The organism is Geothrix terrae (assembly GCF_022808775.1).
Lineage (GTDB): Bacteria > Acidobacteriota > Holophagae > Holophagales > Holophagaceae > Geothrix > Geothrix terrae.
The window spans coordinates 152659-176116 of the sequence record NZ_JAKZLA010000006.1 but is presented as its reverse complement, the minus strand read 5'-3'; the positions used below and the strand labels follow the sequence as shown (position 1 = coordinate 176116).

At 68.6% G+C, this 23458-nt stretch carries 27 protein-coding genes; 8 read left to right on the top strand and 19 right to left on the bottom strand.

The annotated features are described in order from the left end of the window. Positions 1–10: 10 nt before the first annotated feature. Positions 11–1441, top strand: coding sequence for an APC family permease (locus MLE42_RS12535; protein WP_243288228.1), 1431 nt, complete (start codon positions 11–13; stop codon positions 1439–1441). Continuing rightward, entirely contained in the window at positions 1438–2559 is a 1122-nt protein-coding gene (locus MLE42_RS12530; RefSeq protein WP_243288227.1) for a saccharopine dehydrogenase family protein, read from the top strand. The genes MLE42_RS12535 and MLE42_RS12530 overlap by 4 nt, the downstream gene beginning before the upstream one ends. Here the strand turns inward: MLE42_RS12530 and rapZ are convergent, their stop codons facing one another. Continuing rightward, entirely contained in the window at positions 2560–3411 is an 852-nt protein-coding gene (rapZ, locus tag MLE42_RS12525) for an RNase adapter RapZ (RefSeq protein ID WP_243288226.1), read from the bottom strand. A 116-nt stretch (positions 3412–3527) separates the two neighbouring features. Then, the gene (gene secA, locus MLE42_RS12520) at positions 3528–6146 is read right to left on the bottom strand and encodes a preprotein translocase subunit SecA (RefSeq protein ID WP_243288225.1); all 2619 of its coding nucleotides are present in this window, start codon (positions 6144–6146) and stop codon (positions 3528–3530) included. A 139-nt stretch (positions 6147–6285) separates the two neighbouring features. Between secA and ndk the strand changes: the two genes are divergently transcribed. Further along, complete coding sequence (gene ndk, locus MLE42_RS12515) at positions 6286–6705, top strand: nucleoside-diphosphate kinase (protein WP_243288224.1); 420 nt, start codon at positions 6286–6288, stop codon at positions 6703–6705. A 143-nt stretch (positions 6706–6848) separates the two neighbouring features. On the opposite strand, the gene MLE42_RS12510 is transcribed toward ndk, so the two are convergent. From MLE42_RS12510 to MLE42_RS12495, 4 genes are all read right to left on the bottom strand, one after another. After that, positions 6849–7322: a hypothetical protein gene (locus tag MLE42_RS12510; protein ID WP_243288223.1), complete on the bottom strand. Its 474-nt coding sequence runs from the start codon at positions 7320–7322 to the stop codon at positions 6849–6851. Further along, positions 7322–9163: a proline--tRNA ligase gene (proS, locus tag MLE42_RS12505; protein WP_243288222.1), complete on the bottom strand. Its 1842-nt coding sequence runs from the start codon at positions 9161–9163 to the stop codon at positions 7322–7324. Before proS ends, MLE42_RS12510 begins: the two co-directional genes overlap by 1 nt. A 133-nt stretch (positions 9164–9296) precedes the next feature. After that, positions 9297–9746: a GatB/YqeY domain-containing protein gene (locus tag MLE42_RS12500; RefSeq protein WP_243288221.1), complete on the bottom strand. Its 450-nt coding sequence runs from the start codon at positions 9744–9746 to the stop codon at positions 9297–9299. Between the two features lie 105 nt (positions 9747–9851). Then, on the bottom strand, positions 9852–10106 hold the full coding sequence (locus MLE42_RS12495; RefSeq protein ID WP_026853950.1) for a ferredoxin: 255 nt from the start codon (positions 10104–10106) through the stop codon (positions 9852–9854). Positions 10107–10240: 134 nt separating this feature from the next. Here MLE42_RS12495 and MLE42_RS12490 point away from each other — a divergent pair, with 134 nt between their 5' ends. Genes MLE42_RS12490 through recR form a run of 4 tightly spaced genes read left to right on the top strand, consistent with a single transcriptional unit; the run spans position 10241 to position 12581 of the window. Next, complete coding sequence (locus tag MLE42_RS12490; RefSeq protein ID WP_243288220.1) at positions 10241–11158, top strand: thiamine-phosphate kinase; 918 nt, start codon at positions 10241–10243, stop codon at positions 11156–11158. Continuing rightward, a complete protein-coding gene (locus MLE42_RS12485) occupies positions 11155–11673 on the top strand; it encodes a DUF2062 domain-containing protein (protein WP_243288219.1) in 519 nt (172 codons plus the stop codon). The genes MLE42_RS12490 and MLE42_RS12485 overlap by 4 nt, the downstream gene beginning before the upstream one ends. Before the next feature lies 1 nt (position 11674). After that, positions 11675–11977: a YbaB/EbfC family nucleoid-associated protein gene (locus tag MLE42_RS12480; RefSeq protein WP_243288218.1), complete on the top strand. Its 303-nt coding sequence runs from the start codon at positions 11675–11677 to the stop codon at positions 11975–11977. Positions 11978–11981: 4 nt separating this feature from the next. Next, the gene (gene recR, locus MLE42_RS12475; protein WP_243288217.1) at positions 11982–12581 is read left to right on the top strand and encodes a recombination mediator RecR; all 600 of its coding nucleotides are present in this window, start codon (positions 11982–11984) and stop codon (positions 12579–12581) included. Between the two features lie 326 nt (positions 12582–12907). Here the strand turns inward: recR and MLE42_RS12470 are convergent, their stop codons facing one another. The 5 genes from MLE42_RS12470 to MLE42_RS12450 all read right to left on the bottom strand — a co-directional run bounded on the left by MLE42_RS12470 (position 12908) and on the right by MLE42_RS12450 (position 17050). Continuing rightward, positions 12908–13189 carry a 2Fe-2S iron-sulfur cluster-binding protein gene (locus MLE42_RS12470; RefSeq protein WP_243288216.1) on the bottom strand — a complete coding sequence of 94 codons (282 nt, stop codon included), beginning with the start codon at positions 13187–13189 and terminating at the stop codon, positions 12908–12910. A 59-nt stretch (positions 13190–13248) separates the two neighbouring features. Next, positions 13249–14658, bottom strand: a complete 1410-nt coding sequence (locus tag MLE42_RS12465; RefSeq protein ID WP_243288215.1) for a cryptochrome/photolyase family protein — start codon at positions 14656–14658, stop codon at positions 13249–13251. 29 nt (positions 14659–14687) lie between these two features. After that, on the bottom strand, positions 14688–15029 hold the full coding sequence (locus MLE42_RS12460) for a P-II family nitrogen regulator (RefSeq protein WP_243288214.1): 342 nt from the start codon (positions 15027–15029) through the stop codon (positions 14688–14690). Positions 15030–15048: 19 nt separating this feature from the next. Further along, the gene (locus MLE42_RS12455; protein ID WP_420843097.1) at positions 15049–16362 is read right to left on the bottom strand and encodes an ammonium transporter; all 1314 of its coding nucleotides are present in this window, start codon (positions 16360–16362) and stop codon (positions 15049–15051) included. A 175-nt stretch (positions 16363–16537) separates the two neighbouring features. Continuing rightward, complete coding sequence (locus MLE42_RS12450; protein ID WP_243288212.1) at positions 16538–17050, bottom strand: YqgE/AlgH family protein; 513 nt, start codon at positions 17048–17050, stop codon at positions 16538–16540. A gap of 48 nt (positions 17051–17098) precedes the next feature. Here MLE42_RS12450 and MLE42_RS12445 point away from each other — a divergent pair, with 48 nt between their 5' ends. After that, positions 17099–17839, top strand: coding sequence for a hypothetical protein (locus MLE42_RS12445; protein WP_243288211.1), 741 nt, complete (start codon positions 17099–17101; stop codon positions 17837–17839). Here MLE42_RS12445 and MLE42_RS12440 read toward each other — a convergent pair whose 3' ends face one another. From MLE42_RS12440 to MLE42_RS12405, 8 genes are all read right to left on the bottom strand, one after another. After that, a complete protein-coding gene (locus tag MLE42_RS12440; RefSeq protein ID WP_243288210.1) occupies positions 17840–18055 on the bottom strand; it encodes a hypothetical protein in 216 nt (71 codons plus the stop codon). Further along, positions 18052–18537 carry a MogA/MoaB family molybdenum cofactor biosynthesis protein gene (locus MLE42_RS12435; protein WP_243288209.1) on the bottom strand — a complete coding sequence of 162 codons (486 nt, stop codon included), beginning with the start codon at positions 18535–18537 and terminating at the stop codon, positions 18052–18054. The genes MLE42_RS12440 and MLE42_RS12435 overlap by 4 nt, the downstream gene beginning before the upstream one ends. Position 18538: 1 nt before the next feature. Further along, complete coding sequence (purE, locus tag MLE42_RS12430; protein ID WP_243288208.1) at positions 18539–19036, bottom strand: 5-(carboxyamino)imidazole ribonucleotide mutase; 498 nt, start codon at positions 19034–19036, stop codon at positions 18539–18541. 75 nt (positions 19037–19111) lie between these two features. After that, positions 19112–19537 carry a hypothetical protein gene (locus tag MLE42_RS12425; protein WP_243288207.1) on the bottom strand — a complete coding sequence of 142 codons (426 nt, stop codon included), beginning with the start codon at positions 19535–19537 and terminating at the stop codon, positions 19112–19114. Between the two features lie 83 nt (positions 19538–19620). Beyond that, entirely contained in the window at positions 19621–21312 is a 1692-nt protein-coding gene (locus MLE42_RS12420; protein WP_243288206.1) for an N-acetylmuramoyl-L-alanine amidase family protein, read from the bottom strand. Continuing rightward, positions 21300–21848: a hypothetical protein gene (locus MLE42_RS12415; protein WP_243288205.1), complete on the bottom strand. Its 549-nt coding sequence runs from the start codon at positions 21846–21848 to the stop codon at positions 21300–21302. Before MLE42_RS12415 ends, MLE42_RS12420 begins: the two co-directional genes overlap by 13 nt. After that, entirely contained in the window at positions 21849–22460 is a 612-nt protein-coding gene (gene rdgC, locus MLE42_RS12410) for a recombination-associated protein RdgC (RefSeq protein ID WP_243288204.1), read from the bottom strand. After that, positions 22457–23377, bottom strand: coding sequence for a PP2C family protein-serine/threonine phosphatase (locus tag MLE42_RS12405; RefSeq protein WP_243288203.1), 921 nt, complete (start codon positions 23375–23377; stop codon positions 22457–22459). Before MLE42_RS12405 ends, rdgC begins: the two co-directional genes overlap by 4 nt. Between the last annotated feature and the right edge of the window lie 81 nt (positions 23378–23458).

Genomic DNA, 23458 nt, shown 5'->3' with positions numbered 1-23458 from the left:
AAGGAACCCAATGAGCGCCCCCGGCTACCGCCGTCACGTCGGATTGTTCTCGGCCACCATGCTCATCGCCGGCTCGATGATCGGCTCGGGCGTGTTCATCGTCGCCGCCGACATGGTGCGGACGGGGGGCTCGGGAGGCTTCCTGCTGGCAGCCTGGGGCCTCACGGCAGTGCTCACGCTCTTCGCGGCCCTCAGCTACGGCGAGCTGGCGGGGATGTTCCCCCAGGCCGGCGGCCAGTACACCTACCTCCGGGAGACCTACGGCCCGGCCGTGGGCTTCCTGTACGGCTGGACCTTCTTCGTGGTCATCGAGTGCGGCACCATCGCCGCCGTGGCCGTGGGCTTCGGGAAGTACCTGGGCAGCTTCCTGCCGGCGGTCACGGATTCGGCCTGGATGGGGCCCCACCTCGACGTGCCGCTCATGAAGGTCACCCATGCCATCGCCGTGGGACCCTACCACCTGGGGCTCACGCCCTCCCGCCTGTCCGGCATCGCCGTGGTGGTGCTGCTGAGCGCGGTGAACCTCTACGGGGTGAAGCTGGGCTCCCGCATCCAGGACCTCTTCACCGTGGCCAAGATCGGCGGCCTCGCGGCCCTGGTACTGCTGGGCCTGCTGCTGAAACCCGCCGCGGCCCCTTCCCAGGCCCCCTTCATCGCCGGAGACAGCGCCGCCCTGCCCTTCCTCACGGCCCTGCTGGTGGTGCAGACCGGCAGCCTCTTCTCCGCGGACGCCTGGAACGCCATCACCTTCATCGCTGGGGAGGTGAAGGAACCGAGGCGGACCATCCCCTACGCCCTGCTCGTGGGGACCACGCTGGTCTGCGGCCTCTACATCCTGGCGAATGCGGCCTACCTGCGGGTGCTTGGCCCGTCCGGCATCGCCCACGCCCCCCAGGACCGCGTGGGCAGCGCGGCCCTCCAGGCCCTGCTGGGTGGCGGCGGCGGGCTCATCATGGCCGGCAGCATCCTGATCTCGATGTTCGGCTGCCTCAATGGGCTCATCCTCTCCGGCGCGCGCGTCTACCAGCGCATGGCGGAGGACGGCCTGTTCTACCCGAAGGCGGCCACCCTCAACGAGCACGGTGTCCCGGGCTTCGGCCTGTGGATCCAGGCGCTCTGGACCTGCGGGCTCACCCTCACGGGCACCTACGGCCAGCTGCTGGACTTCGTGATGCTGCCCACGATCCTCTTCTACGTCCTGGCCGTGGGCGGGATCTTCCTCCTCCGCTGGCGACGGCCCGACCTCGAGCGCCCGGTGAAGGTCTGGGGCTACCCCTTCGTTCCGGGGCTGTACCTCTTCGGCGCCATCGCCATCATCGGCGCCCTGTTTATCCATCGTCCCAGCTATTCCTGGCCGGGCTTGGCCCTGGTAGCCCTGGGCTGGCCGGTCTACCTCGCCGTGAAGCCCCGCGCCGCGGCCCCTGAAGGGAGTCTCCCATGACCCACGTCGTCGTTCTTGGAGCCGGCCGTGTCGGCGGCGCCATGGCCAAGGACCTGGCCCCGGATTTCAAGGTGACCGTCGCCGACCGGTCCGAATCCGCCCTGGCCCGCATGCGCGGGGCGGGCCTGGCCACGCGGCCCGCGGACCTGGCCGCGCCGGCCGGCGTGAAGGCCGCCGTGGCGGACGCGGACCTGGTGGTGGGTGCCGTGCCCGGCTTCATGGGCTTCGCCACGGCCAGGGCCGTCCTGGAGGCCGGCAAGCCCCTGGTGGACATCTCCTTCTTCGACGAGGACTGCTTCGAGTTGGACGCCCTGGCCAAGGCCCAGGGCCTCACCGCCATCGTGGACTGCGGCGTGGCGCCCGGCTGCGGGAACATCATCCTCGGCGACACCGCCCGGCAGTGGGACCACGTGGACGCCTTCGAGTGCCTGGTGGGTGGCCTGCCCGCGGTGCGGACCTGGCCCTACGAGTACAAAGCGGGCTTCAGTCCCATCGATGTCATCGAGGAGTACACCCGGCCCGCCCGCTATGTGAAGGATGGCCGCACGGTCACGCTGCCCGCCCTGTCCGAACCCGAACTCCTGGACTTCGAGGGGCTGGGAACCTTGGAGTCCTTCAACACCGACGGGCTCCGCAGCCTCATCCGGAGCTTCCCGCAGGTGCCGGACATGAAGGAGAAGACGCTCCGCTACCCCGGTCACATCGAGAAGATGCGGATGCTGCGGGAATCCGGCTTCTTCCGGAAGGAGAAGCTCCAGGTGGCCGGTGTCGAGATCAGCCCGCTGGACCTCACCACCGCCCTGCTCTTCCCCATGTGGTTCATGGAGGAGGGCGACGAGGACTTCACGGTCATGCGGGTCACCGTGTCCGGCCTCAAGGACGGCCAGCGCATGCGCCGGGAGTTGAACCTCCTCGATCGCTACGATCCCGCCACGAAGACCACCTCCATGGCCCGGACCACCGGCTACACCTGCACCGCCGCCGTACGGCTCCTCGCCAGGGGCGGCTTCGTCCATCCGGGCATCAACCCACCGGAGTTCCTCGGCCAGGAGCCCGGGGCCTGGGACTTCATCCGAGCCGAACTGGCGAAGCGGGGCGTGGTGTTCACCGAGGGCTGATCAGCCGTTCAGCTCCCGGTGGCGCACCGTGAGGGCGGCCACGTCGTTCCGTAGCCGGTGGGCGAGCAGCTCCACCAGGGCCACGGAGCGGTGCTGGCCGCCGGTGCAGCCGATGGCGAGGGTGTGGTAGGCGCGGCCTTCCTGGCGCACCAGGGGCATGGACCAGCGCAGCCAGGACTCCGCCCGCTCCAGGAACTCGCGGAAGTCCGGGGACTCCAACAGGTACTCCTGCACGGCGGAATCGCACCCCGTGAGCGGCTTGAGGGCCTCGACGTAGTAGGGATTGGGCAGGAAGCGGGCATCCAGCACCACGTCCGCATCGGCGGGCACGCCCTTCTTGAATCCGAAGCTGAGGAGCCGGACCGCCGTGCCCCGGGTGGGAAGCTGGGGCACCAGGGCCGCGATGCGCTGGCGCAGCTCCGCCAGGCTCAGGCCCGTGGTGTCGAGGATGGTGGTGGCAAGGGCGCGGATCGGGGCCAGCAGCTCCCGCTCCCGCTGGATGCCTTCACCGGCGGAGCCCAGCAGGGCCAGGTGGTGTGGGCGCCGGGTCTCGGAATACCGGCGCAGCAGCACGCTATCGTCTGCTTCCACGAAGACCACCTGCACCGGAACCTGGCTGGCGCCCAGCCGCTCCAGCAGGGGGCCGAACTCCTGCGCGAAGTCCGCCTGGCGGCTGTCCATCCCCACCACCAGCCGCTCCCGGCCCGGCCGGAGCTTCGACTCCAGCTCGATCAGGGGTTCCAGGAGCCGGGGCGGGACGTTGTCCAGGGCCGTGCAGCCGCTGTCCTCCAGCGCGCCCAGCACCGAGTGGCGGCCGGCGCCGGAGAGTCCCGTGACGACGATGAGTTCCATGGACTAGAAGCTATCAGCTGTCAGCTGCCAGCCATCAGTAAAAACAGCGGGCCCCAGCCGGGGCCCGCCACAATGCGTGACTGAGAGCTGATAGCTGACGGCTGACAGCCAGGAATTCAGTCTTCCAGCCCACCCGCCGTGAACCGCAGCACCCGCTGGATGCCCTCGGGAGCGTTGCCCTGCTCGTCGGGGCCCAGCTCGATGGTGTCGCCGGGACCCCGGAAGAGATCCTCGTCCGGCGTATAGGCGGGCTGGGGCTCCACCCGATAGAGGTAGGAGATGATCTCGTCCTCGTAGCCGAACCGCATCTGCTCGAAGTATTCGTAGCTCTCGCGCTTGTACTCCACGAGGGGGTCCTTCTGGCCGTAGCCGCGGAAGCCGATGGCCTCCTTCAGGTGATCCATGACCAGGAGGTGGCGCTTCCAGGCGGCATCGATGATCTGCAGGATGGACCAGCGCTCGTAGCTGCGCATGCCTTCTCCGCCCAGCCGCTCGTCCTTGCCCTCGTAGTACTTCTGCACCAGCGCGATCAGCGCCTCGCTGGCCTGGGCCTGGGGCATGTGGCCGACGGCATCCACCTCCTCGCCGGAGAGCGTGAAGAGCTGCTCGACGCGCTCGCGGAAGCCGGCGAGATCGCGCTCGCCCTTGTCCTGCAGGAAGTCGTTGGCCAGTCCCTCGGCGATCTCCCCGGCGACGCGCAGCACGTAGTCCTTGGTGTTGCCCTTGAGGATCTCCGTGCGCAGCCCGTAGAAGAAGATGCGCTGCTTGTTCATCACATCGTCGTACTCGAGCAGGTGCTTGCGGATCTCGAAGTGGTGGGCCTCCACCCGCTTCTGGCTGCGCTCGATGGCCCGGGTGACCATGCCGGCTTCGATGGGCTCGTCATCGTTCATGCCCATGGCGCCCATGAGGTTCTTGATGCGGTCGCCGCCAAAGATCCGCATCAGATCGTCCTCAAGGGACAGGTAGAAGCGGCTGCTGCCGGGGTCGCCCTGGCGGCCCGCGCGGCCGCGGAGCTGGTTGTCGATGCGGCGGCTCTCGTTGCGCTCGGTGCCCAGGATGTGAAGGCCGCCGAGGGCAACCACTTCCTCATGCTCGGCCGCCGTCTGTTCCCGCATCTGGTCCACGAGGGCGGTGAACTCGGCCGTTTCCAGGCCCTCTTCGTTGTAGAGGGCGATGCCCTTCTTCTTGGCCTCCACCCGGGCCAGGCCCTCCGGGTTGCCGCCCAGGATGATGTCCGTGCCGCGACCAGCCATGTTGGTCGCGATGGTGACCGCGCCCTTGCGGCCCGCCTGGGCCACGATCTCGGCTTCCCGTTCGTGGTGCTTGGCGTTGAGCACCACGTGGGGGATGCGGGCCGCCGAGAGGGCATCGGCGACATCCTCGCTGCTCTCGATGCTGGCGGTGCCCACCAGGACCGGCTGGCCCTTGGTGTGAAGCTCCCGGATCTCCTCGACGATGGCCTTCTTCTTCCCCTTGCGGGTCGAATACACCGTGTCCGCGAAGTCCTTGCGGACCATGGGCATGTTGGTCGGGACGATGATGACGTCGAGCTTGTAGATGGAGTGCAGTTCCGTGGCTTCGGTCTCGGCCGTGCCGGTCATGCCGGCGAGCTTGCCGTACATGCGGAAGAAGTTCTGGAAGGTCACGGTGGCGAGGGTCTGGTTCTCGGCGTTGACCTCCACACCTTCCTTGGCCTCGATGGCCTGGTGCAGGCCATTGGACCAGCGGCGGCCCGGCATGAGCCGGCCCGTGAACTCGTCCACGATGACCACTTCCATGCCCTTGCCGTCCTCCTTGGGGCGGACCATGTAGTCCACGTCGAGCTTGTAGAGGTTGTGGGCCAGCAGCGCCTGGTTGAGGCCGTGCAGGGTCTCGATGCTGCCCGGATCATAGAGGTTGGCCACGCCCAGCAGCTGCTCCGCCCGGTGGATACCGTCGTCGGTGAGCATCACCTGGCGGTCCTTCTCGTCGATCTTGTAGTCGATCTCGGCCTTGAGCTTGGGGACCACCGCGTCGATGCGGAAGTACTTGGAGGTGTCCTCCTCGCTGCTGCCCGCGATGATGAGTGGCGTGCGGGCTTCATCGATGAGGATGGAGTCCACCTCGTCCACGATGGCGTAGTGGAAGCCGCGCTGGGTGAACTCCTCCAGGTCCCACTTCATGTTGTCGCGGAGGTAGTCGAAGCCCAGTTCGTTGTTGGTGGCGTAGGTGATGTCGCAGCCGTAGGCGTCGCGCCGCTCCTGGTCGTCGAGCCCGTGCTGGATGACGCCGATGGTGAGGCCCAGCCATGAGTAGAGGCGGCCCATCCACTCGGCGTCACGCCGGGCCAGGTAGTCGTTCACGGTGACCAGATGGGCGCCCTTGCCGGCCAGGGCGTTGAGGTAGAGGGGGAGCGTGGCGGTGAGGGTCTTGCCCTCGCCCGTCCTCATCTCGGCCACCTTGCCCTCGTGGAGCACCATCCCGCCCACGAGCTGGACATCGAAATGCCGCATCTTGAGGACGCGCTTGCTGGCCTCCCGGGCCACGGCGAAGGCCTCGGGCAGGATGTCCTCCAAGGTGGCGCCGTTGGCCAGTTTCTCCTTGAGGTAGGGCGTCTTGGCCTTCAGGGCCTCGTCGCTCAGCGCCGAAATCTCAGGTTCCAGAGCGTTGATGGTCTGGACCTTGGCCCACAACCGCTTCAGCTCCCGGTCGTTCTTGGAACCGATGAGTTTCTTCAGGAGATTGTCGATCATGGAGCCGTCCAGTCGCGTAAACCGTTGATTGTAGCGTGACAGGTGGCCCATGCCCAGTGGAGGCGCGGCATCCCAAGCCTCCTTGGTTGCCGAAGTTACCCTGTCCAGGCAAACTGATCGTTTGGAAAATGGAGAAACCATGGCCCTCGAACGCACATTTGCCATCGTCAAGCCCGACGCCGTCAAGGATGGCCACATGGGCGAGATCCTCACCGCCATCGAGAAGAGCGGCCTGAAAATCGTGGGCCTGAAGCTGACCCGCCTGACGCCCGCCATCTGCCAGGGCTTCTACCACGAACACGTGGGCAAGGGCTTCTACGCTGAGCTGGAGGCCTTCATGACCGAGGGCCCCGTGGCGATCATGGTGCTCGAAGGCGAGAACGCCATCCTCCGCTGGCGCGACCTCATGGGCGCCACCAACCCCGCCAACGCCGCCGAGGGCACCCTCCGCAAGCGCTTCGGCGCCAGCATCGGCCGCAACGCCACCCACGGCAGCGACAAGCCCGAGAGCGCGAAGTTCGAGGTCAGCTACTTCTTCAACGCCTTCGAGCAGATGTAACCGGCCGTCGGGTGACGAAGGGCGCGCCAGTGGCGCGTTCTGAATCGGGACCCGACGAGGAGGTTATGCCACATCCATTCGCCTCCTGCGAAAATCGGCGCCGCTGGCGCCGATTTTCGTATGAACGGAAGGTGGACAGAACCTCACCCTTCCATCACCGCCTGCAGGGCGGCCTGGCAGAGGCGCCGCACTCCCATCTGCAGGTCCGCGCTCTGGAGGGTCTTCTCGCTGAGCCACTGGCCGCCGGTGGGCGGCGGGGGCACCAGATCCTCGGGCGCCTTGGTGCGGAGCAGGTGGCTCAAGTAGAGGCGCTGCTGGCCTTCGAGGCCTTCCAGGCGGAGCAGCCAGGGCGTGGGCAGGCGGCTGGTGCGCTCGTCGAACACCACAGGGAGCTTGGAGCCGTCCACGAACCGGTAGGGCATGCCCCAGCCGGCCTCGATCTGCGCGCTCAGCAAGGCGGTGGGCAGGAAGCCCGGCGACCATGGGACCTGGACCGGCATGAGCAGGCCCCGGTTCGGCGCGTGCGGCGAGGGCACGAGCAGCACGTAGGGCGTCCGTCGGCCATGGACCAGCACCCCCTCGATGAAGGTCGTGAGGTGGACACGCCCTTCGGCCATCAGCGCCCTCCCGCGGCTTCCAGTTCCTGCATGATGCGGTCCCGGGCGGCGGCCACCTCGGCGGTGGCGGCCTCGGGCTTGAGCTTGAGGACCTCCTTGGTGCGGCGGTCGCGCAGCTCCACGATGCCGTCCTTAAGGCCCTTGGCGCCCACGGTCAGGCGCAAAGGGAAGCCCAGCAGGTCCGCATCCTTGAACTTGGCGCCGGGGCTCATGCCTTCGCGGTCGTCGTGCAGCACCTCGAAGCCGGCTTTCTCCAGATCCTGCTCAACCTGGGAGGCCACCCCGGACACCTCGGGATTGGCCGGGTCCAGGCAGACGATGTGAACCTGATAGGGCGCGATGGGCCAGGGCCAGATGATGCCGTCGGCGTCGTAGTTCTGCTCGACGGCGGCAGCCACGGTGCGGGTGATGCCGATGCCGTAGCAGCCCATCACCATCGGGTTCTCCTTGCCCTGTTCGTCCAGGAAGGTGCAACCCATGCTCTTGGAATACTTCAATCCCAGCTTGAAGACCTGGCCCACCTCGATGCCGCGGAAGGCCTGGTACGTCCCCTTCCCGCAGCGGGTGCAGGTGTCGCCCTCGGCGGCCATGCGCAGGTCCGCGTAGGTGCAGCCCGGCAGGTCGCGCACGGGATCCAGGCCGAAGTGGTGGTAGTCCGTGTGGTTCGCGCCGCAGGTGAGGTTCACCGCGCCTTCCAGGCTGCGGTCGATCAGGAATTGGACCTCCTTCAGGCCCACCGGCCCCATGAAGCCGCTCTTGGCGCCGGTGAAGGCCTCGGCCTCCTCCAGGGGCATCAGCTCCATCTCTGCGGCACCCATGAAGTTCTTCACCTTCACCGGGTTCACCTCGTGGTCGCCCCGCAGCACCGCGCCCACCAGCTTCGTGGTTCCGTCCGCGAACGTGGCCCGGTAGAGGAAGAACTTGCTGGTCTGGGTGATGGGCATGCCATTCGGATGGTCGGCGTCGATCATCCCCGCCGCCTGCTCCACCTGCCCCACCACGCCCGGCGTGCGGAAGTGGTCCTTCTTCAGCTCGAAGGTCTTCCCGTGATCGCCGACAGGCAGCGCCGGAGCTTCTGTCTTCTCGATGTTGGAGGTGTAGTCGCAGCCGTCGCAGCTGAGGATGGCGTCCTCGCCGCTGCCCGCCAGCACATGGAACTCGTGCGTGAAGCTGCCGCCGATGGCGCCGCTGTCGGCTTCCACCGGGCGGAACTTCACGCCCAGGCGGCCAAAGATCCGTTTGTAGGCATTGAACATGGCCCAGTACTCGCGGTCGGCGCAGGCATCGTCCACGTGGAAGGAGTAGCCGTCCTTCATCGTGAACTCGCGTCCCCGCATGAGGCCGAAGCGCGGGCGGCGCTCGTCGCGGAACTTGGTCTGGATCTGGAAGAGGTTCATGGGCAGCTGTTTGTAGCTGCGCACGTTCTTCCGGACGATGTCGGTGATCACCTCTTCGTGCGTCGGTCCCAGGCAGAAGTTGTAGAACTCGCGCTCGTCGGGCTTCTCGCCCCGGGCGCGGCGTTCGGCCACTTCCGCTTTCGCCTTGCGGTCGCAGAAGCGCAGCAGCTCGTCGCCGTAGAACTTCCACCGTCCGCTCTCCTGCCACAGCTCGGCGGGCAGCACGGCGGGCATGAGCAGCTCCTGGCACCCGTCCTTGGCCAGCTCCTCGCGGACGATCTCCTCGAACTTGCGGATGCTCCGGAAGGCCAGCGGCAGGTAGCTGTAGATGCCGGCGGCCACTTTCTGGATCATGCCGGCCCGCATCATGAGCTGCTGGCTCACCACGTCGGCATCGCGCGGCGTCTCGCGCAGGGTCTGGATCAGGAGCTTGGACTGCTTCATCGGGGCCTCGAACCTTCGAGTCTATCTCAGGAAGGGGGGACCGCCTGCTCGCTTCGCTCGCTACGTCCCCCCTTCAACCCTCACGCGCTGTCCAGGCAAAGCCTGGCCGGCGCGTCCGTTGCCTACCCCGACATCACCCCAGCAGGCTCTGCACCAGCGCACTGGCGGCCTTGCCGTCGAAGGCGCCGCCATGGGCGGCCTGGAGGGCTTTCATCACCAGGCCCATGTCCTTCTTCGTGGCGGCGCCGGTCTCGGCGATGGCGGCCTTCACCGCAGCTTCCAGGGCGGATCCCTCAAGCATGGCGGGCAGGTAGGGCTTCAGCAGCTCGATCTCCGCCCGCTCCTGGGCGGCCCGATCCGCCTGGCCCACCTTCTCGAACTGGGCGATGCTGTCCTCCCGGGACTTCACCAGGCGCTTCAGCACGGCCAGGGCGTCGGCCCCCGCCAGGGTTCCCTGAGGACCCAGCCCCTTGGCCACCGCTTCGTTCTTGTAGGCGGCGAGGGCCATGCGGAGCACCTGGGTCCGGAGGGCATCCCTGGCCAGCATGGCAGTTTTCAGATCGGCCTGAAGACGGTTGAGCATGGGAACCTCCGGGGGACTTCCATGGTGACGCAGTTGCATCCCGACGTACAGAACGGGCGCCGATTGGCGCCCGTTCTCATCTGAAACGGCGAAGCCGTTTCAGCCCTAGGCCTTCTCGAACTTGATCACTTCCACAGGGCAGCCGGCCGCGGCAGCCTCGATGCTGGCTTCCAGGTCGGTGCCGAAGCTGCCGGAGAGGGGGCTCTGCTCATCCCGGTTCTCGGAATCGATGCCGTCCTCGCGCACGGAGCCGTTGATGTTGCAGCTGGTGTCGGTGACGTGGAACACGTCGGGGCACTCGGCCTCGCAGGCATTGCACACGATGCAGCCTTCGTCGATCCAGACTTTGGTGATGGCCATGGTCGTCTCCTCGAGATTCAATGGGGGCCCTGGCAGGGGCGAACCCAACCAACCTAGCATCGCGCGGGCCCCGGACCAAGCATCGCCTCGCCTCCAGGGCCGTGGGAGACTGGAGTTGTGACGGAGGTCCGCCCATGCGCCTGAAGGAAACGGGAATTCTTGCCCGTATCCGGGAGCTGCTGCCCGGCGGCGGCACGCTCATGGACGATTGCGGGGCCCTGCCCGCGACCCCGCCGGGCCAGATCCTGCTGGTCACCACGGATCTCATGGAATCCGGCCAGCACTTCCGCCTGGACTGGCACCCTCCGGACCTCCTGGCCTGGAAGCTGTTGATGGTCAATCTCTCCGACCTGGACGCCTCCGGCGCACGGCCCTTTGGCTACACCCTCACGCTCGCTCTGGGCCCGGAGATCGACGACGACTGGCTGGAGGCCTTCCTGGAGGGCTTGGCGGCGGCCTCGCGTCAAGCGGAGGTCCAAGTCCTGGGCGGCGACACCGTGGGTCGGCCCGCCGGTCTGGGCCTGGGTCTCACGGCCTTCGGCTTCGCCACCCGCTGGCTGCGCCGGGACGGCCTGCGGCCCGGCGACCGGATCTTCGTCGACCAGTCTCCCGGCGGCAGCTTGCGGGGGCTCCGCAAGCTTCAGGCGGGTCAGCGCTGGAACCCGGCGAAGCCCGACGCGGATCTGGAGGCTCACCTGGCGCCCCGCCCGGGCCTGGGCCTGGGCCTGCGTCTGGCGGAGATCCCCGAGGTCCACGCCTGCCTGGACCTGTCGGACGGCCTGAGCCGGGATCTCCGCAACCTGGCGGAAGCCTCCGGACTCAGCATCGCCGTGGCTCCAGATCTGGAGGAGGACATGCTGCGCGGCGGAGAGGACTATGCGCGCTGCTTCGGCGCCGCCCTGCCTCAGGCAGCGTTGGAGAAGCGTCTCGGCCTGCCTCTGATTCCCGTGGGCGAGGTCCTGCCCCGCGGGGAATCCCCCCTGCTGGCCTATGATGGAGGTTCGCTCCGTCCCCTGCCCGACCTCAGCTTCGACCACTTCGGACCTTCATGACGCACCATGACAAGACGCACATCTGGGCCCGAACCAAGCGGTTCCTGGCAGATCCCGACCTGGAGCCGCACCACCTGGCCTGGAGTTTCGCCCTGGGGTTCGCCATCGCCTGGAATCCGCTGCTGGGCACGCACACCGGGCTGGTCGTCCTGTTTTGCGCCCTGGTGAAGAAACTGCACCGGCCCCTCGCCTTCCTGGGCGCCTTCACGAACAACCCCTGGACCATGGTGCCCATGGCCACCGGCTCCGCCCTGTTCGGCAACGTGCTGCTGGGGCGCGGCCTGCACCTCGACCTCACGGGCGTGGACTGGAAGAGCTTCGGCTGGCAGAGCTTCACCACCCGCGAGGGTTTCGAGGCGGCGGCCGCCATGCTGAAGCCCATCTTCCTGCCCTATCTGCTGGGTGGTTTCGTGTTGAGCGCGCTGGCCATCCCCGTGGGATATTTTCTGATGCTGCGGCTGGCGCACCGCCTGCGCCGCCCAAAACCGGCCCCCACCTCTCTTTCCGGAGACTGACATGGACATGCGGTTCCTGATGAAACAGGCCCAGCAGATGCAGGCGAAGCTCGCCGAGGCCCAGGCCAACCTGCGCATCGAGGGCACCGCCGGCGGCGAGCTGGTAAAGGTGACTTTGAATGGTTCCAAGGAGCTGGTGGGCCTCTCCATCGCCAAGGACGCCATGGATCCCGAGGATCCCTCCATGCTCGAAGACCTGCTCATGGCCGCCTTCCGCGACGCCACCGCCAAGGTGGACGAGGCCATGAAGAAGCAGATGGGCGGCATGGGCGCGGGCCTGGGCATCCCCGGCCTCGGGCTCTGATCCCATGAAGCTGCCGCCGCCCCTCGAGGCCGTGGTGGAAAGCCTCCAGAAGCTGCCGGGCGTGGGAGCGAAGTCCGCCCAGCGCATGGCCCTGCACCTGCTGAAGGAGGGCCCGGAGGCCATGGCCCATCTGGCCCACCAGCTCCAGCAGGCCGCCGAGAAGGTGGGATTCTGTCAGGTCTGCGGCGCCTTCACGGACCAGCCCACCTGTCCCATCTGCCTGGATCCGCGGCGGGACCCCTCCAGCCTCGTCGTCGTGGCGGAGGCCTCCAACGTGCTGAGCTTCGAGCGCAGCGGCCACTTCCGGGGCCGCTACCACGTGCTGGGCGGCCTCATCTCGCCCCTGCGCGGCGTGGGACCCGACCAGCTGCGCGTGCGCGAGCTGCTCAAGCGCCTGGAGGATGGCGCCATCCAGGAGATCATCCTGGCCACCAATCCCACCGTGGACGGCGAGGCCACCGCCAGCTGGCTGGCCCGCATCCTCGAGCCCATCGGCGTCCGCACCACCCGCATCGGGCTGGGCCTCCCCATCGGCAGTGACCTCGAATACGCCGACGAACTCACCCTGGATCGGGCCATGGAGGGACGCCGGCCCGTCGGGTAGCCTTCCCTTCCTGGCAGACGGATAGAACCTTCAAAGGAAGAACGCGAAGAGCGCCAAGTGGCGCTTCGCTCCTGGCGAAGAGCGCGGAGGTTACCCATCGCTCCAGCGCAGGACATCCAGGCCTTCGGCCTCAGGCCGCGTGCAGCGCGACCTGCTTCAAGGGCGGCGGATCGAGGCGGCCCTCGAAGCCGCCCACATCCGTCGCCCTCGAAGGGATGTCCGGGATGGGGCGAAGCCCCATTTGCGATCTCCGCGCGCCCGGAGGGCGTCTTGGTGTTCTTCGCGTTCCGCTTTTCAGACCCGGACCAAGTGAAGTGGCCGCTGGATCAGTACTTCACCGACACGTCGCCCCGGGCCCAGGCCTGGCAGGCGAGGCGCTGGTCGGGGCCGGCCTTGAGCACTTCGAGCACGCGGGTCTCCGCGTTGCCCTTCTCGCTCAGGTGCTCCGCGCCCTCGACGACGGTGACAACGCAGGTGCCGCAGCGGGCGTGGCCACCGCAGCGGTGGTTCAGGGGCACACCGGCCCGGGTGCTGGCCGCCAGTAGGGCCGTCTCCTGCTCGCACTCCGCGCTGCCGGGTTTCTTGCCATCGAATCGGATCGTGTGCATGCAATACCCATAAGTCAATAAAGCAGAAGGGATAGCGGCGAGCCGCTTCCTCCACTCTATCAGGGCGCCCCGGGCCCCAGATGGCCTTTCGCGGTGGTCAGGAAGCGCTCCCGCGCGAAGGCGTGATCCACGATGGGCCCGGGGTAGTCGAGGCGCAGGCGGACCGCCTGCGGCGCCTTCCAGGGCTCGTGGATGAAGGCGGTCGGGCAGTTGCCCAGCTCGGGCACCCAGCGCCTGACGTAGGCGCCCTCCGGGTCGAACTTCAGTCCCTGGGAGGTGGGGTTGAAGATGCGGAACCAGGGCTGGGCGTCGCAGCCGCAGCCGGCGCACCACTGCCAGCCGGCGTTGTTCGCGGCCCAGTCGCCGTCCGTGAGCCAGCGCAGGTAGTGGGCCTCGCCGCGCCGGTAGTCGATGAGCAGGTGCTTCGTGAGGAAGCTCGCGGCCACCATGCGGGCCCGATTGTGGACGAAGCCCTCGGCCCGCAGCTGCCGGGCGGCGGCATCCACCACGGGGTAGCCCGTGCGGCCTTCCGTCCAGGCCTCCCAGGCGGCTTCGTCCTCGCGCCAGGGGAAGCCCTCGAACGTCGGCCGGAAGGGCCGCTCCAGCAGCTCCGGCCACTCCCACAGCAGGTGGTGGCTGAACTCACGCCAGAGGAGCTCATTCAGGTAGCGGTGCCCAGACTCGCCGGCCTCAGCCGCCACCACGGCCTGCCAGAGGGCACGCACGGACAGGGTGCCGAACGTCAGGTCCGCGCTGAGGCGTGACGTGCCGGGCAGGTCCATGCGGTCCCGCTGCACCCCGTAGTCCGCCAAGGCCTCTTCCAGAAAGACCTTCAGGCGCTGGCGGGCCGCCCGCTCTCCGCCGGTCTGGATACGGGGATTGGGTGCGAGTCCCAGGTCCGACAGCGAAGGGACTGGCACCGTTTCGGCCCGGAGGTCCCCGGGAACCGGCGGGAGCGACCGCGGGGCGGGCAGCGCCGGTCCCAGGTCCAGCTTCGCCCCGCAGGCCCGGGCGAAGGGCGTGAACACCCGGAACATGCCGCCCTGCCCGTTCCGCACCGAGCCGGGCGGCAGCAGCGTCTCGCCCTCGAACAGGCGGAAGGCGATGCCTGCGCGGGTCAGGGTCTCCTCCACCCGGCGGTCGCGCTCCCGCGCGAAGGGCTCCACCCAGCGGTGGGCCAGCACCTGGTCCGCTTTCCACTGGGCGGCCAGGCGGGGCACCACCTCCACGCTGCGCCCAGGTACCACCAGCAAGCGCGACCCCAGGCGGGCCAGGTTGGCCTCCAGGGACACCAGTGACGCCAACAGGAACTGCATGCGATGGGGCAGGTCCCGGGCCCGCTCCGGCGCGAAGAAGAAGGGATCCAGCACGAAGAGCGGAATCACCTCGCCCGCGGCGGCGGCCTCCGTGAGCGGCCCGTGGTCCGCCACGCGGAGGTCCTTGCCCCGGAACCAGACGATGCTGCGCATGCAGAAAGCCTAGCCCGGAAGCCAAGGATTCAGATGGCCTGGCCGCCCCGCTCGCCGGTGCGGATGCGGATGCACTCCTTCAGATCCTGGACGAAGATCTTGCCGTCGCCCACCGCGCCAGCCCCGTGGCGGGCCGTGCGGATGATGGTGTCCACGGTGATGTCCTCGAACTCGTCGTTGCAGGCGATGGTGATCTGGACCTTGGGGATCAGGTTGGGCACGATCTTCTTGCCACGCTGGACCATGATCTCCTGCTGCCGGCCGTGGCCGCTGACCCGGGAGACGGTGATGCGTTCGATCTCGGCTTCGATGAGGGCCTCGCGGACCTCGTCGAGCTTCTCCTCGGGGATGATGGCGGTGATGAGCTTCATCAAAGCCTCCTGGTTCAGCCTAGTTGAGGTTGTTCAAGCCGTAGGCGCGCTCGCCGTGGATCTCATGGTCGAGGCCGGTCTTCTCCACGCCCTCGGCCACGCGGAAACCGACCACCTTCTCCACCAGCCAGGCGATGAGCAGCGTCATGGCCACGGAGAAGACGATGGTGGTTGCCACCGCGAAGGCCTGGACCTTGAGCTGCGAGATGAGGCCCCAGCCGGGGTGCTTGGCCGCGGCCTCGGCCCACCAGGAGCCGCGGATAAAGAAGGTGAGGCCCAGGGCCCCGACGATGCCGCCGGTGCCGTGGATGCCGAAGGCGTCCAGGGAGTCGTCGTAACCCAGGCGGTTCTTCAGCATGATCATGCCGTAGCAGGTGCAGGAGGCGATGGCGCCCATGGCGATGGCCCCGCCCACCTGGACCACCCCCGCGGCCGGCGTGATGACCACCAGGCCCGCCAGGATGCCCGAGGCCATGCCCAGGCTGGTGGGCTTGTCCTCGCGGATGATCTCGATGAGCACCCAGGTAAGGGCGCCCGCGGCCGCAGCCACCTGGGTAACGGTGAGGGCCCGGGCGGTCTCCAGGTTCGAGGCGATGGACGAGCCCGCGTTGAAGCCGAACCAGCCCACCCAGAGCAGCCCCGCGCCGATGAGCGTGAAGGTCAGGTTGTTCGGGGCCATGGCGGTCTTGGGGTAGCCGTGGCGCGCCCCCAGGAAGAGGGCCAGGGCCAGTCCGGCCACGCCCGAGGAGATGTGCACCACGGTGCCGCCCGCGAAGTCGATGGCCCCCTTGGCGCCGAGGTTGTAGAAGTAGCCGTCCGAAGCCCAGACCCAGTGGCAGAGCGGGCAGTAGACGAGGAGCACCCAGAGCGTGATGAAAGCCACCCAGCCCCGGAAGGAGATGCGCTCGGCCACGGCCCCGGCGATCAGGGCCGGCGTGATGATGGCGAACTTGCCCTGGAACATGGCGAAGGCGTACTCGGGCACGCCGGCCGGCAGGATGGTGTGGTCGATGCCGCGCAGGAGCATCAGATCCCGGCTCCAGCCCACCAGGCCGCCGAGGGCGTTGGGGCCGAAGCTCAGCGCGTAGCCCACCACCGTCCAGAGCACGCCCACCACGGCCATGGCCGAGAAGGAGTGCATCATCGTTCCCAGCACGTTCTTGGTGCGGACCAACCCGCCGTAGAACATGGCCAGACCCGGCACCATCAGCAGCACCAGGGTGGTGGAGGTCAGCATCCAGGCCGTGGTCCCCGTGTCGTTCACCGGGGCGGCCCCGGCGGCGGCCAGGGGGAGCCCCGCGCCCAGGATGGCGGCGAAACGAAGGGATCGCATCCAGGTCATCGGTTCCTCCGGGGAAGCGGGGTGGGCCTGCCGGTGAAATTGAAGATGGAAAGTCTACCTTTGAATCAATCAATTTAATGAATAGACCGCTATGTATTAAAATTATTGATGCACGTATAACCACCCCCGGGAGCCACGACCGGAAGCGCCCCTGTTCAGCCCCTGTTCAGCCGTTGGCGCCGCTGGCCAACGCCACCTGCCAGAGCCCCGTGGGATCCGGATGCATGAGCCATTCGGAGACCACGGGACGTCGCGTCCACGCGCCCACCTCCAGTTCGTGATCGAGCTGCCCCGGGCTCCATCCGGCGTAGCCCAGGAAGAGGCGGTAGTGGGCCGATGGATCTGCCAGCAGGGATTCCAGCAGGTCCTTGCGGTGGCTCACGAAATGGGTGAGATCCACCACCGTGTCCTCCTCCGCCGGCAGACCGCCCTGCACCAGGAGGATGCCCCGCTGCGGATCCACGGGCCCGCCCCGCCAGGCGGTGGCCTCGTCGGAGCCTTCATAGTCCAGACCCCCCTCCTCGCCAACCTGGGCCAGCGCGAGGGGCAGGGGCCGGTTGAGGATGATCCCCAGCGCGCCCTCCTCGTCGTGTTCCACCACCAGCACCACCGTGTGCAGGAAGTTGGGGTCCAGGAGGGAGGGGCTGGCCACCAGGAGGCAGGGGGCTTCAGGCGTCATGATGCCGAGAATGATAGCCCACGGGGCGCGCCCGGATAGCCTGGAGGGATGCGCACGCCTGCACCATCCCACCTCGGAGCCCTGGGCGAGGGCCTCGCCCTGCTCCGCCGCCACCCCCTGCTCTGCCTGGGGCTGGCGCTGCTGGCCATGGGCCTCTCCCAGTTGGGGCCGGCCCTGGAACTGGCGGCCGGTGCCGGTCCCAGCCTGCCGGTCCAGGCCCTCTTCGGCCTCGCGGGCCTGCTGCCGCTGGAGATGTATTTCATCCCCAGGCTGGTCGCGCAACTGGATGCGGAACGCTGCGACCATCCGGCCAATTCCAGCGCCGCCTGGCACGACGCCTTCGAAGGGCGCTGGCTGCGCACCTTCCTGCTCCGCCTCGGTCTGAGCGTGGCCATCGGTCTGGGCCTGCTGTGCTTCCTGCTGCCCGGCATCCTCATCCTCACCCTCTTCGGCTGGGCGCCCCTGCGGATGCTGCTGCGCGGGGATTCCGTGCCGGCCGCCCTGCGCTGGAGCCAGGCCGCCATGACGAGGCATTGGCCCCGGGTCGTCCAGACGGTGCTCGCCCTGCTGCTCGTGGCCCTGCTCTACCAGATCGTCGCGGGCTGGGCCCTGGATCGCCTGCTGCCACCCACGGACCCCGATCTGGGGCCCGGGGCCCTGCTCCGCCTGAAGCACCCGGCCTTCTGGATCTTCAACCTGCTGGGCGGCGCCATGAATCTCTGGCTCAGCTGCTCCCTGCTGGCGCTGTACCATCGGCTGGAAGCAACGGTGGCCACGCCTGCGCCCTGATCAATCCTCGTCGTCGAAGAAACCCGGATCCTCGATCTCGACCAGATCCCCGGCCTCCAGGGCCCGCCGTTGCGAGGAGGTGAGGGAGGCTTCCGCCCAGCGCGGGTCCGTCTTGCCGTGAAGGAAGTGGGCCGAGGGCTCGGCCTCCTCGAACGCCTCGCGGGTACGCCAGAGGTGCACCCAGCCCACGTGGTTGATGCGGGCCCAGACCTTCACGTGCAGGGCCCTCCAGCGGATCCTTCCTTCCGCAGCACGGAGACGGCATGCAGGAGGAGGGGCCAGGCCAGCTGGATCTGCTCCAGGGCCGCCGCGGGGCGGCCGGACAGGTTGAGGATCACGGTCCGCCCCGCGATGCCGCAGACGGCGCGGCTGGCGAAGGCCAGGGGATGGCCACCCTTGGCGCGGATCAGCTCGCAGATGCCGGGGGCCTCGCGCTCCATCACCCGGCGCGTGGCCTCGGGCGTGGTGTCCCGGGGGCCGAAGCCCGTGCCGCCGCAGGTGAGCACCAGGGGCGCCTCCGAGGCCACGGCGGCCCGCAGGTCCGCTTCCAGCGCCGCTGGGTCGTCCGGCATCAGCGAGGCCGTCACCGCCTTCACCCCCTGCCCCTTGAGCCACGACGTCAGCAGCGGCGTGGACTGGTCCTGGTACTCGCCCCGGGAGGCGCGGTCGGACAGGGTGATGAGGTGGACGCGCTCCATGTCAGGGCATCACGAGGTTGTCGTCCGCCAGCGCCTTCTCGGTCTGCGCCTGCCGGTAGGCCAGGTAGCGGTCGCGGATGCCGGCATCCGTGAGCGAGAGGATCGAGGTGGCCAGCAGGGCGGCGTTGATGGCGCCGGCCTTGCCGATGGCGAGGGTGCCGACGGGAATGCCCGAGGGCATCTGCGCTGTGGAGAGCAGGGCGTCCATGCCCTCCGTGGCCCAGCCCTTCATGGGCACGCCCAGCACCGGCAGGTGCGTCTTGCTGGCGCAGACGCCCGCCAGGTGGGCCGCCCCGCCCGCCGCCGCGATGATCACCTTCATGCCCCGGCCTTCGGCGCCCTTGCAGAACTCGACCACTTTCTCCGGCGTGCGATGCGCGCTGGCCACATGGGCCTCGAAGGGGATCCCCAGCGCCTTCAGCGTCAGCGCCGTGTGCTGCATGGTCTCCCAGTCGTTCTTGGAACCCATCAGGATGCCCACCAGGGGAGTCGTCGTCATGGTCGCCTCTCAATCACCAGGGGCCAGGAGGGCCGCCTTGGGAAGGGCCATTCTAGCGGAGCCCGAGGGCGCCTCCTACCACCGCGACCACCCCAGCGCCCACAGGATCCCCAGGAAGGCCAGGGCTTCGCGGTCGTCGTCATCCATGCGCTGGTTCCGCTCGCGGAGTTCCTCGGGGCCGGGGCCGCGCATGACGACGCGGTGGGTGTCCTGGGCGGGATCCTCCAGCAGCACCCAGTCGGGGGCGGTGCGGCCCACGACTGCGGCGCCGATGCGCGGGGCGGCGCCCTGGGCGTCCGGCTTCCAGCGGACCTCCAGGGGCTCCCACTGCCCCGCGTTCATCACCCGCCAGGGGCCTTCTCCGGGCGCCGCCGCCAGGTCCAGCACGGCGTCCCGATCCAGGAACCGCACGATGAGCCGCGCCTGCGGCGCCACTACGGTCTCAGGCTTCCGGCAGCCGAGGCCGGCCAGCAGGAGGAGCATCACGAGCAGCAGTCGCATCCGATCCTCCGCCCCCATTCTCGCGCTTTTCCGAGGCGCAAAGGGCACCTTTGCGCCACTTTGCCGCCACCGTGGCAGAGCCGTTATTTACGGTAGTACGCCCGGATCGCGTTCACCACGGCCACGGCGTAGCGCTCGCGGAAGCCCGGGTCGCGCAGGTTGGCGGCATCGTCCTCGTTGGTGAGGTTGGCCACTTCGATGAGGGCCTTGGTGGCGCCGGTGCTGTAGCGGATGACCGCGGGGATCCACTTCCCGCCGCCGCGGTGGATGACGTTGCGGATGGGGCGGTTGGCGTGGACGGGGATGCTGTCCTTCTGGAGGGCCGTCAGGAGGGCCTCCGAGAACTGGCGGGACCGGGCCTCGCCCTGGAGCTTCTCCCGGCCCGTGAAGGCCACATGGCCGGAACGCCGCGCCTCTGCCACGCGGCCGGTCTTGGCGCCTCCCAGGGCGAAGGTCGAAGGCACCAGGGCTGCCCCGGGCACGTAGATCATCGAGCCCCGCGCCGAAGGGTGCAGGCTGTCGGCGTGGAAGCTGAGGAAGAGCGTCTTCTGGGCGTCGCCCCGGGTCTTCCGGAAGTCCGCGAAGAGGTCATTGGCCAGCACCCAGCGCAGGTGGACGCTCACCGCCGAAGGGCTCTCGCCGTCCACGGCGAAGGGCGGGCTGGTGAGGATCTCCGCGGCCCGGCTGGGCGTGCGGATCGCCTCGCGGCTCTTGAATCCGAGGCCGGGATAGCGGATGGTGCTGCTCACCTGGGCCTCGGTCTCCTGCTCCAGCAGGCGGCGGACGCGCATGGCGATGTCATAGACGAAGTCCGACTCCCAGAGGCCATTGGCCCGGGCACCGGGATCCACACCGCCGTGGCCGGCGTCCAGGATGATCCGCACGCCCTTGAGCTTGGGCCCGGCTTCCACGCGGGCGGTGCGGCGCACCTCGGCGCGGACCTCGCGCTCCTCCGCCAGGCCCGAGCTGCCCTCGGACTGGAAGGGATCCGCCAGATAGGCCACCGGGATCTTGACGAGCTGGCCGGGCTGGATGCCGCGCACGTCCGAAATGCCGCTGCGCCGGGCGATGAGGTCCGCCAGCTCGTTCACGCCCTTGGGGTCCACCCGATCGGTGTAGCGGATGACCACGCTCGAATACAGCGCCTCGCCTTTCCGCATGCGGTAGGCGGCAAACTTGCCCTGGGCGTCCTCGTCGAAGGAGAGCAGCGCGCGATAGGCCGCCACGCGGGCCTCGTCGTCGAGGGTGTCCTCGGGCTGGGAGCGGTCGGGGCCTCGGCCCGCGCCCCCGAGATCCGCCGAGAGCAGGCTGCGGGGGATGCGCCAGATGTCGCCCTCCCGCAGCTTCTCCGGCAGGTCGGGGTTCTCGGCCATGAGCCGGTCGTAGTTCTGGCCGTGGCCGGTGAAGAGCGCCGCGAGGGTCCAGACCGATTCCACCTCGGGATGGCGGACGGTGTGTCGCACCTCCTCCTGCCGCCACTGATCGTCCGGGAACAGCGCCGACAGGGCCCAGCGCTTGCCCTGGGAACTGAGCCCCTCGAAGGCCACCCAGCCGGTGGGATCCGCGCCCTTGGCCAGGAAGGCCTTCGGCAGGGCCTTCCCTTCGACACTCAGGCCCTTGCGGAACTGGAGGCGGAGGAGGATGGCCCGGCCTTCGGGCGTGCGGGCCTGCGCCATCACGGGCGCGGGCTCCTGCGCCACGGCGATCACCGCGGGCAGGAGCAGGACCGCCGCGCGCCTCAGGCCTGCCAGCCTGTGGAGGCTCAGGCCTCCCACGGGGCCTCGCCCGTGGGCAGCGCCTCGCCGGAGCGCCCCGCCCGCACCCAGGTGCGGAAGGATTCCTGGAGGCCCTCGGGATCCTCCGAACGAGCGCGGAGGAAGATCGCCAGGCGGCGCTCCAGGTGGCCGGCGCCCTCCTCCAGCAGGAAGAGCCGGTCGTGGAGCCGCTCGTGGGGGGCCTTGCCGGTGCTGGGCGGCAGCTTGAGCGTGCCCATGTCCAGCGTGGCGGCGTTGAGGGTGAACACCCACTCCAGGTCGCCGGAGAGGATGCGCAGCTTCATCTTTGCGGGGCGCATGCCCCGGCCCAGCGCTTCGAAGGCTTCGCGGCTCTCGGAGGGGTTGCCTTTGCGCAGGCTGATCTCCTTCACCTCGCCGCGCTCGGAGGCCAGCTGGATGGCATCGTCCACGAAGCAGCCGGAGCCGTCGCCGTCCGCGCCGCTGGCGCCGCCTTCGGTCATGCTCTTCATCCACAGCCAGAGCAGGAACTCTTCGCCGAGAAAGCGGCCCTGCTCCATCAGTTCAAGCGGCTTCACCTAGGCCTCCTCGACTTCGAGATCCAGCGGATCCAGGGCCATCAGGCCCTCCACGGGCAGTTCCGGGCACAGCCGCCCGGCCAGCACCAGGGGTGCCAGGGGATGGACCTCGCACCCGAAGGACTTGATGAAGAGGCTCATGAGCGCGCCCTGGGCCTTGCTGGAAGAAGCGGTCGTCCAGAGGATGCCGCCCTTCAGGTCCCAGGCCACCTCCACCACCTTGGGCGTGGGGAGGACCTTGCGCAGCAGCTCGGCCTTCACCTCATCCTGGAGGGAGATGCGGGCCTCCTTGCCGATGAAGGCCAGGTCCTTCTCCTTCTGGATGGTCTGCAGGCGGAGCTCCACATGGGCCTTCAGCAGCGTGGCCGGCACCCGGCGCGTGTCGATGCGGAGGCCGAACACGGCGAAGCGCTCCTGGCTGACCCAGTTCTCGTCGGGCGGGGTGATGAGGGGGTTGCGCCAGTCGCACCAGCCGATTCGCTCCTCTTCCGAGCCATCCTGGAACGGACGAAACTGGTCCTGCTCCAGGCCTGCCTGGAGGTCCTTGGGATCGGGCACAGGGCCCAGCACCAGGAAGCGTTTGAGGGACACGGTCCCTTGAAGCATGCTCATGAGGCGCCGCCTCCGAAAAGTCCCCGCAGGCGGCCCCAGAAACCGCTGGCATGATCCCGGGCATCCGGGCGCAGCAGGTCCAGGGGCTCCCCCTTCGCGGGCAGGGGAAGGGAGGGGTCGTTGAGGACCAGGACCACGCCGGTGACGTTGTCCCGCCCACCCCGTGCGATGGCCTCGTCCACCAGCAGCTCCAGGCTGCGCCGGGGGCTGAGGCTCTGATCCAGCACCGCCCGGATATGGCCATCGCCCACCTCGCCGTGGAGCCCGTCGGAACAGCAGAGGAGCCGGTCCCCCCGGCGCAGGGTGAGCCGGGAGAGGGCCACCTTCAGCGGCTGGGGCGAGCCCAGGGCCTGGGTGATCATGTTGCGCTGGGGATGGGTGCGGGCCTGCTCCCGGGTGAGGGTGCCCTGGGCGACCATGTCGTTCACGAGGGTCTGGTCCTCCGTGATCTGGTGGAGGGCCCCCTGGCGCAGCAGATAGGCCCTGGAATCGCCGATCTGGGCCACGTAGGCGCAACCACCCCAGATCAGCGCGGCGGTGAGCGTGGAGCCCATGCCCCGGGCGGTGCGGTCGTCATCGGAGTATCGCAGGACGGCATCGCTGGCCTCCCGGACCGCAGCCTCCAGGGCCTTGATCAGGTCGGCCTCGCGGCCCTGGCCCGGCGCAAGGCGCCCCCAGTGCCCGAACAGGTAGAGGGAGATCGCCGCCAATCCCTCCCGGCTGGCCACCTCGCCCGCGGCGGCTCCACCCATGCCGTCGGCCACTGCCACCAGCAGGCCCGGCTCGCCCACCTTCAGCGAGCTGGCGGGCGCATTGATGATGGGCTCTTCGCCATCCAACGCGCTCAGCAGGTAGGCATCTTCGTTGTTCCTCCGGACTTTGCCCGGATGGGTGATCGCGGCGAAATCGATGAGCATGAGGAATGACAACCCTGGCGAGCGGCGGGTTCGGGGAGGTACGGAGGGCCCTTTCCGTTCATCATAGCGGGTGGAGGAGCG

Excerpts from the sequence above, each read along its gene's own strand:
- MLE42_RS12535 (WP_243288228.1), top strand. The coding sequence starts at position 11 with ATGAGCGCCCCCGGCTACCGCCGTCACGTCGGATTGTTCTCGGCCACC.
- MLE42_RS12530 (WP_243288227.1), top strand. The coding sequence starts at position 1,438 with ATGACCCACGTCGTCGTTCTTGGAGCCGGCCGTGTCGGCGGCGCCATG.
- rapZ (WP_243288226.1), bottom strand. The coding sequence starts at position 3,411 with ATGGAACTCATCGTCGTCACGGGACTCTCCGGCGCCGGCCGCCACTCG.
- secA (WP_243288225.1), bottom strand. The coding sequence starts at position 6,146 with ATGATCGACAATCTCCTGAAGAAACTCATCGGTTCCAAGAACGACCGG.
- ndk (WP_243288224.1), top strand. The coding sequence starts at position 6,286 with ATGGCCCTCGAACGCACATTTGCCATCGTCAAGCCCGACGCCGTCAAG.
- MLE42_RS12510 (WP_243288223.1), bottom strand. The coding sequence starts at position 7,322 with ATGGCCGAAGGGCGTGTCCACCTCACGACCTTCATCGAGGGGGTGCTG.
- proS (WP_243288222.1), bottom strand. The coding sequence starts at position 9,163 with ATGAAGCAGTCCAAGCTCCTGATCCAGACCCTGCGCGAGACGCCGCGC.
- MLE42_RS12500 (WP_243288221.1), bottom strand. The coding sequence starts at position 9,746 with ATGCTCAACCGTCTTCAGGCCGATCTGAAAACTGCCATGCTGGCCAGG.
- MLE42_RS12495 (WP_026853950.1), bottom strand. The coding sequence starts at position 10,106 with ATGGCCATCACCAAAGTCTGGATCGACGAAGGCTGCATCGTGTGCAAT.
- MLE42_RS12490 (WP_243288220.1), top strand. The coding sequence starts at position 10,241 with ATGCGCCTGAAGGAAACGGGAATTCTTGCCCGTATCCGGGAGCTGCTG.
- MLE42_RS12485 (WP_243288219.1), top strand. The coding sequence starts at position 11,155 with ATGACGCACCATGACAAGACGCACATCTGGGCCCGAACCAAGCGGTTC.
- MLE42_RS12480 (WP_243288218.1), top strand. The coding sequence starts at position 11,675 with ATGGACATGCGGTTCCTGATGAAACAGGCCCAGCAGATGCAGGCGAAG.
- recR (WP_243288217.1), top strand. The coding sequence starts at position 11,982 with ATGAAGCTGCCGCCGCCCCTCGAGGCCGTGGTGGAAAGCCTCCAGAAG.
- MLE42_RS12470 (WP_243288216.1), bottom strand. The coding sequence starts at position 13,189 with ATGCACACGATCCGATTCGATGGCAAGAAACCCGGCAGCGCGGAGTGC.
- MLE42_RS12465 (WP_243288215.1), bottom strand. The coding sequence starts at position 14,658 with ATGCGCAGCATCGTCTGGTTCCGGGGCAAGGACCTCCGCGTGGCGGAC.
- MLE42_RS12460 (WP_243288214.1), bottom strand. The coding sequence starts at position 15,029 with ATGAAGCTCATCACCGCCATCATCCCCGAGGAGAAGCTCGACGAGGTC.
- MLE42_RS12455 (WP_420843097.1), bottom strand. The coding sequence starts at position 16,362 with ATGCGATCCCTTCGTTTCGCCGCCATCCTGGGCGCGGGGCTCCCCCTG.
- MLE42_RS12450 (WP_243288212.1), bottom strand. The coding sequence starts at position 17,050 with ATGACGCCTGAAGCCCCCTGCCTCCTGGTGGCCAGCCCCTCCCTCCTG.
- MLE42_RS12445 (WP_243288211.1), top strand. The coding sequence starts at position 17,099 with ATGCGCACGCCTGCACCATCCCACCTCGGAGCCCTGGGCGAGGGCCTC.
- MLE42_RS12435 (WP_243288209.1), bottom strand. The coding sequence starts at position 18,537 with ATGGAGCGCGTCCACCTCATCACCCTGTCCGACCGCGCCTCCCGGGGC.
- purE (WP_243288208.1), bottom strand. The coding sequence starts at position 19,036 with ATGACGACGACTCCCCTGGTGGGCATCCTGATGGGTTCCAAGAACGAC.
- MLE42_RS12425 (WP_243288207.1), bottom strand. The coding sequence starts at position 19,537 with ATGCGACTGCTGCTCGTGATGCTCCTCCTGCTGGCCGGCCTCGGCTGC.
- rdgC (WP_243288204.1), bottom strand. The coding sequence starts at position 22,460 with ATGAGCATGCTTCAAGGGACCGTGTCCCTCAAACGCTTCCTGGTGCTG.
- MLE42_RS12405 (WP_243288203.1), bottom strand. The coding sequence starts at position 23,377 with ATGCTCATCGATTTCGCCGCGATCACCCATCCGGGCAAAGTCCGGAGG.